The sequence below is a fragment of the Pseudomonas sp. GW821-FHT07E12 genome, from assembly GCF_058986605.1.
This window is the reverse complement of sequence record NZ_JBYSVX010000071.1, coordinates 1-6999: the sequence shown is the minus strand read 5'-3', so window position 1 is coordinate 6999 and position 6999 is coordinate 1. Positions and strand designations below refer to the sequence as shown.

General features: G+C 65.2%; 6 protein-coding genes. 1 reads left to right on the top strand and 5 read right to left on the bottom strand.

Going from position 1 to position 6999, the window contains the following annotated elements; translation table 11 throughout:
• Positions 1-400: 400 nt before the first annotated feature.
• From AC3WJE_RS20735 to araD1, 4 genes are all read right to left on the bottom strand, one after another.
• Entirely contained in the window at positions 401-1900 is a 1500-nt protein-coding gene (locus AC3WJE_RS20735; protein ID WP_493732737.1) for a sugar ABC transporter ATP-binding protein, read from the bottom strand.
• A 142-nt stretch (positions 1901-2042) separates the two neighbouring features.
• Complete coding sequence (locus AC3WJE_RS20730) at positions 2043-3008, bottom strand: ABC transporter substrate-binding protein (RefSeq protein ID WP_493732736.1); 966 nt, start codon at positions 3006-3008, stop codon at positions 2043-2045.
• Between the two features lie 96 nt (positions 3009-3104).
• Positions 3105-4547, bottom strand: coding sequence for an aldehyde dehydrogenase family protein (locus AC3WJE_RS20725; RefSeq protein WP_493732738.1), 1443 nt, complete (start codon positions 4545-4547; stop codon positions 3105-3107).
• Positions 4548-4575: 28 nt separating this feature from the next.
• Positions 4576-5586, bottom strand: coding sequence for an AraD1 family protein (gene araD1 / locus AC3WJE_RS20720; protein WP_493732735.1), 1011 nt, complete (start codon positions 5584-5586; stop codon positions 4576-4578).
• A gap of 189 nt (positions 5587-5775) precedes the next feature.
• On the opposite strand from araD1, the gene AC3WJE_RS20715 reads away from it, so the two are divergent.
• Positions 5776-6717, top strand: coding sequence for a LysR family transcriptional regulator (locus AC3WJE_RS20715; protein WP_493732734.1), 942 nt, complete (start codon positions 5776-5778; stop codon positions 6715-6717).
• Between the two features lie 44 nt (positions 6718-6761).
• On the opposite strand, the gene AC3WJE_RS20710 is transcribed toward AC3WJE_RS20715, so the two are convergent.
• Positions 6762-6999: hypothetical protein (locus AC3WJE_RS20710; RefSeq protein WP_493732733.1), on the bottom strand; the 238-nt coding region annotated here is incomplete at its 5' end.

The window sequence follows — 6999 nt, the reverse complement described above, 5'->3', positions numbered from 1 at the left end:
GAAGCGAAGGGCGCGTAGGCCGGGGTGTGCTTTCTTTTGGTTACTTTTCTTTGCACAAGCAAAGAAAAGTGACTCGCGCCCGAAGGGCGTGAAAGCAGTTGCTTCAGCTGTCGCCTTCAACAGCAAACCAAAAGCAAAGACAGAAGAACAGCGGAGCAAGCTCCGCTCTACGACATCACTAATGCCACGTCTGAACGAACGTCCATGGATTCCCGCCTTCGCGGGAATGACGGTAGAGAGATAGCGAGGAAGAGCCCGAGGCAGGAATGACGGTAGAGAGATGGCGCGGAAGGCACTGGGTCCCCGCCTACGCGGGGACGACGGTGGAAACATGGCGGCGAAAGCCCAGGATGCCCCGCAGCTCAGGAATGAAAAGCCAACAGACGCGTAAGCACTCACCTCATTGCCCCGCTATCAACTCAAGCACCTGCTGCCCATCACACCCACCCGGCAACTCCCCCGCCTTGCGCCGCTCACGCATCACCGCGATCCGATCGCACAACCGCGTCAACTCATCGATCTCGGCGGAAATAAACAGCACCGCCATGCCACGCCGCGCCAACCGCACCACCTCGCCCATGATGTCCTGCTTGGCCGCGATGTCGATCCCGCGCGTGGGCTCATCGAGGATCAGCAGCGTCGGCTCGGTCGCCAGCCAGCGCGCCAGCACTACCTTCTGCTGGTTGCCGCCCGACAACGCACCGACCGGCGTTTCGATGTCGGCCGTCTTGATGCCCAGCACCTCGACCAGACGCGTGGCCAACTCATCCTGACGCGCCCGCGACAGAAAGCGCCGCCAGCCCATCCGCGCCTGCAACGCCAGCACGATGTTCTCGCGCACCGACAGCTCGGCGACGATCCCCTCGGTCTTGCGCTCCTCCGGACACAGCGCCAATCCACTGGCCACCGCATCACCGGGATGACGGAAACGCTCGCCCTTGCCGCGCACACGCAGCTCGCCGCGCTCGGCACGGTCCAGCCCGAACAGCAGCCGCGCCAGCTCGGTGCGCCCTGAGCCGAGCAGACCGCCCAACCCAAGCACTTCGCCGGCGCGTACCCGCAGATCGGTCGGTTGCAACTTGCCGCGACGGCCGAGACCCTCCGCCTCCACCACCACCGGCGCATCCTCGGCGATCGATGAGGTGGCATCGCGCCCCTGCGCCAGCGCAACTTCGCGCCCCACCATCGCTGCGATCAATGCGGGCTGCGGCAGTTCAGCCGGCAGGTACTCGCCGACCAAGCGGCCGTTGCGCAGCACGGTGATGCGGTCAGACACCGCATAGACCTGATCGAGAAAATGGGTGACGAACAGGATCGCCATGCCACGTTCGCGCAGGCGTTGCATTACCCGGAACAACTCGCGCACCTCGCCTTCGTCAAGGCTGGAGGTGGGTTCGTCGAGGATCAGCACCCGCGCCGACACACCCAGCGCGCGTGCGATGGCAATCATCTGCTGCACCGCCACCGGGTAGTGGGCGAGCGGCAATTCGACGTCGATATCCAGATTCAGTTCGCGCAGCAAGGCGCGTGCGCCATCGCGTACCTGGGCCCAGTCGATCGCACCGCTCCAACGGCGGCGCGGATAGCGACCGGCGTAGATGTTCTCGGCCACCGACAGGTTCGGGCACAGGTTCACTTCCTGATAGACCGTGCTGATGCCAGCGTGCTGCGCCTGCAAGGGCGTCTCGGGTGCGATCACGCCGCCGTCGAGTTCGATGCGACCGGCGTCCGCCGCGAACACACCGGTCAGCAGCTTGATCAGCGTCGATTTGCCGGCGCCGTTTTGCCCCATCAATGCGTGAATCTCGCCGGCGCGTAGGCACAGGTTGACGTCGTCCAATGCCACCGTGGCGCCGAAGCGCTTGCCGAGGCCGCCGGCCTGGAGCACGACTGCGTTCATGACCACCTCACCCAGCAATCGGACGTAGAGCCGAACTTGTTCGGCTGGGCCGTACCGCGAAGGTGCAAGCGGAGCGGGCTCCGCTCTACGACGATATCGGCCATCGCGGCGACCTGTGGCGATCCAGGATGCATGGCGATGCTCAGTAGCCGCGCTTGGGCAATTCAGCCGCCGCCTGGTCCTGAGTGAACACGCCCTCATCGACCACGACCCGCTTCGGCACCGGCTTGCCGGCCTTCACGTCGCGGATCAGTTGCGCCAGCTGCGAGCCGAACAACGGATTGCACTCCACGCTGGCATTGAGCTTGCCGGCCTTCATCGCCTCGAACGCACCACGCACGCCATCGATGGACACGATGCGGATGTCCTGGCCCGGCTTGAGCCCGGCTTCCTCGATCGCCTGGATCGCGCCGATCGCCATGTCGTCGTTGTGCGCGAACAACACGTTGATCTTGTTGCCCTCGGCCTTGAGGAACGCCTCCATCACTTCCTTGCCCTTGGCACGGGTGAAGTCACCGCTCTGCGAGCGCACCACCTCGAAGCGCTTGTCCTGGTCGATGACGTCGTGGAAACCCTTCATCCGGTCATTCGCCGGCGCCGAACCCACGGTGCCCTGCAGTTCGACGATGCGGATCGGTCCCGGCTTGCCGGCACTGTCCTTGACCAGCCAGTTCGCCGCGCGATGGCCTTCCTCGACGAAATCCGAGCCGATGAAGGTCGCATACAACGAATCGTCGGACACCTTCACCGCGCGATCGGTCAGCACCACCGGGATGTTCGCGGCCTTGGCCTCGCGCAGCACCGTTTCCCAGCCGGATTCGACCACCGGCGAGAACGCGATCACGTCCACGCGCTGGGCGATGAACGAGCGCAACGCCTTGATCTGGTTCTCCTGCTTCTGCTGCGCATCGGAGAACTTCAGCCGGAACTCCGGCTCGGCCAGCGCCTGTTTCACCGATGTGGTGTTGGCGGTACGCCACTCGCTTTCGGCACCGACCTGACTGAAACCCACGGTGATCTGGCCCGCGTGCGAGCCGCCATCGCGCGAACAACCACCGATCAGCGCCACCAGCGCCAGCACCGCACCCACAACGAAACGGTTCTTCATGTTCCCTCCCTCGTTGGTAAGCCCGATCGCGTGCGCGCCCTCCAGCGCATCACGCGAGGCTGCCGGCGAGCCCCTTCTGCTCGCCGGCCGGGTGGTTCAGGCCGCCGTGTAGGCGGTCTTCACCGTAGTGTAGAACTCTGCCGCATAGCGTCCCTGTTCTCGCGGCCCATAACTGGACGCCTTGCGCCCGCCGAACGGCACGTGCGGATCCACGCCCGCGGTCGGCAGATTGACCATCACCATGCCCGCCTGCGCGTGCCGCTTGAAGTGCGTGGCGTACTTGAGCGAGGTGGTGCAGATGCCCGCGCACAGACCGAACTCGGTGTCGTTGGCCAGCGCCAGCGCGTGTTCGTAATCGTCGGCGCGCAGCAGCGCTGCGACCGGCCCGAAGATTTCCTCGCGCACGATACGATCGCCCGGCTTGGCCGCGAACAATGTCGGTGCCAGGAAGTAACCCTGGGTCTTCCATTCCACGCGCTCGCCGCCAAACAGCAGCTCGCCGCCATCTTCATGCCCGGCGCGGATGTAACTCAGGTCGGTATCGAACTGCGCACCGCTGGCCACCGGGCCGATGTCGATGCCGGCCTGCAACGGATCGCCGACCTTGACCTTGGCCAGTCGCGCCTGGACGCGCGCGACAAACTCGTCATGGATCGCGTTCTCGACAATCAACCGGCTCGATGCAGTGCAACGCTGGCCGGTGGAGAAATACGCACCGTTGACCGCGCTTTCCACCGCCTTGTCCAGATCGGCATCGGCCAGCACTACCAGCGGATTCTTGCCGCCCATTTCGAGCTGGATCTTCAGCCCGCGCGCAGCGGCCTGCTTGAGCAGCACGTTGCCGGTCGGCACCGATCCAGTGAAGGTCAGTGCATCCAGTTTCGGATGCTCGATCAGCGCCTGCCCGACCGTGCGGCCGGAGCCGATGACCATGTTGAACACGCCTTCCGGCAGCCCGGCACGGCTGAGGATTTCAGCCAGTGCCCAGGCGCAGCCCGGCACGATCTCGGCCGGCTTGAACACCACGGTGTTGCCGTAGGCCAGCGCCGGGGCGATCTTCCAGGCCGGAATCGCCAGCGGGAAATTCCACGGCGCGATGATGCCGACCACACCGACCGGCTCGCGGGTGATTTCCACGTCCACGCCGGGACGCGTCGAGGCCAGCTTCTCACCGGGGATGCGCAGCGCCTCACCCGCGAAGAACTTGAAGATCTGCCCGGCACGCGCGGCCTCGCCGATGCTTTCCGGCAAGGTCTTGCCTTCCTCCAGCGCGAGCAGGCGGCCCAGCTCTTCCTTGCGCGCAAGGATTTCGCTGCCGACCAGGTCGAGGATGTCGGCGCGCTGCTGCGGGGTGCTCAGCGCCCACTTCGGCAATGCCACAGCGGCGGCATCGACTGCCTGCGCGGTCAGCGCGGCATCGACCACGCCGAACTCACCGACCGGCGTGGCCAGATCGGACGGATTCTCGTCGGCACTGTTGCCGCTGCCTTCCACCCACTGGCCGGCGATGTAGCTCTTGAAGCGTTGACTCATGGCAATCTCCTGAAACGTTGCGCGGCGTCGCGCATCACAGTGCGCGCACGCCGCCAAGCGCGAAGCCGGACGCCACCGCGCCCAGCGGATTGACCAGCGGCGCGCCCAGATCCGGCAGGTCGATTTCGAAACGATCGCCCACCTGCACCTTCACCTCGTCGGCGAAGCTCAGCGTGGCGGTGCCGAAGAAATGCAGATGCACGTCACCCGGACGGCGATGCGCGGCGTACTTGAAGTGGTGGTATTCGAGGTTGGCCAGCGAGTGGCTCATATTGGTCTCGCCGGTCTGGAACGGCTTCTCCCACACCACCGTCTCGCCGCGCAGGATGCGGCTGGTGCCACGCAGATCGCGCGGCAGCTCGCCACTGCGCAACTCCGGGCCGACCGCGCAGGCGCGCAGCTTGGAATGGGCGAGATACAGATAGTTCTGGCGCTCGGTGACGTGATCGGAGAACTCGTTGCCGATCGCAAAACCGAGCCGATGCGGGGCGCCATCCGGACCGATCAGGTACAACCCGACCAGTTCCGGCTCCTCGCCACCATCGAGCGCGAAATCCGGTGACGGCAATGCTGCACCCGGCGCGACCACGATGCCGCCGTCGCCCTTGAAGAACCACTCAGGCTGCGCGCCCGGCTTGCCATCCTGCGGGATGCCGCCTTCCACGCCCCACTGGAACATCCGCATCGAATCGCTGAGCGTGCCGGCGTCGGTCTGCTGCTGCAGCTTCTGATGCATCGCATCGCGCGCGGCGGCGCTGCCGAGGTGGGTCAGGCCGGTGCCGGTGACCAGGCAATGGGCCGGATCGGGATGGTGCAGCGGAGTCAGCACGCGGCCCTCGGCGAGCAGCGCCGGATAGTCCAGTTCGGTGCTGCCGCCCTGCGCGTCGGCCTGCTGTTCCAGCGAACGGCCTGCGGCGATCGCCGCGCTTGCCAGCGCGTAGGTGGAAGAGACGCCGTCGAGCACGCGCACCCGGCGCCCGTCAGCCGCCACCACACCCACTCGCGTGGCACCCGAAGCATCGTCGTGAAGCTGGATCAATCGCATCGTGTCGCACCCTGCTTGTCGAGAAGAGCCGGACCGCCCGCCGCGCATTCCGGGCGCCTCGCGGGACCGGAAGACATGTCGCGATGCCGGGACGGACCGGGATCGGACCTATTCTGCGATTGCCTCGGATATACAACAAATATAGATTTAGCCAATATCCATGCCAAACCTGGCATCAGAGAGCCGCCCATGCCCGCCCCGCCCTGGTTCCTGCGCGCCCGCCTCAAGACCCGCCAGCTGATGCTGCTGATCGCCATCGACGAGGAAGGCAACATCCACCGCGCCGCCGAGGTGCTGAACATGTCCCAGCCGGCGGCGTCCAAGCTGCTCAAGGATCTGGAGGACATGATGGGGGTATCGCTGTTCGAGCGGCTACCGCGCGGCATGCGCCCGACCTGGTACGGCGAAAGCATGATCCGCCACGCCCGCATCGCCCTGTCCAGCCTGGGCGAGGCCGGCGCGGAGATCGAAGCGCTCAAGGCCGGCCACGCCGGCAACGTCGCGATCGGTGCGATCGCCGGCCCGGCAATGACCCTGCTGCCAGCCGCACTGGCACGCATCACCCAGCAACACCCGGACCTGCGTGTATCGCTGCAGGTCGAGAGCAGCGACGTGCTGCTGGAACGGCTCGCGCAGAACAAGCTCGACTTCCTGGTCGCCCGCCTGTTCGCCCGCCACGACAAAAGCCACCTGCACTACGAAGCCCTGGCCGAAGAAGAAGTCTGCGCGATCGCACGCCCACAGCACCCGATCCTCGCGCTGGAGCAACCGGGCCTACACGACCTCTCGCAAGCCGCATGGATCGTGCCCCCGGAAGGCAGCGTGCTGCGCCATCGCTTCGAACTGATGTTCCAGAGCGCCGGACTGGAACCACCGCGCCGCGTGATCGGCACCGCCGCCCTGATGTTCCTGACCAAGATGCTGCAGGAGAGCGATTACCTGGCCGTGGTACCGGTCGATGTAGCGCGCCACTACGCCGAACACGGCATGGTGAAGATCGTCCCGGTGGAACTGTCATGCCGAATGGACTCCTTCGGCATCATCACCCGCACCGACTGGCTGCTATCCCCCGGTGCACAGACCGTGCTGGCCGCGATGAAGCAGGAAGCGGCTGAGGTTTATCAGAGCTAAGGGCGAATAGCTCAGGGCACGCGGGAGCAGCACTCCAACACGAATCAGTATTCGCAACGTAGGCAGTGCTGTTGATCTTGCTGTTGATCTTGCTGTTGATCTTGCTGTTGCTGTTGCTGTTGCTGTTGCTGTTGCTGTTGTTCGTGATTTTGCTGTTGCTCTTGAGCTTTTGATCTACCGGGGCCCCTGCCGCAGCGGCGGAGACGGCGGGAATAACCCGAAGGGCGACGTGCATGGATGCACGTCGTTTTCTGCCGCGGCATGGATGCCGCGTCAGAAAAT

Excerpts from the sequence above, each read along its gene's own strand:
- AC3WJE_RS20730 (WP_493732736.1), bottom strand. The coding sequence starts at position 3,008 with ATGAAGAACCGTTTCGTTGTGGGTGCGGTGCTGGCGCTGGTGGCGCTG.
- araD1 (WP_493732735.1), bottom strand. The coding sequence starts at position 5,586 with ATGCGATTGATCCAGCTTCACGACGATGCTTCGGGTGCCACGCGAGTG.
- AC3WJE_RS20735 (WP_493732737.1), bottom strand. The coding sequence starts at position 1,900 with ATGAACGCAGTCGTGCTCCAGGCCGGCGGCCTCGGCAAGCGCTTCGGC.
- AC3WJE_RS20715 (WP_493732734.1), top strand. The coding sequence starts at position 5,776 with ATGCCCGCCCCGCCCTGGTTCCTGCGCGCCCGCCTCAAGACCCGCCAG.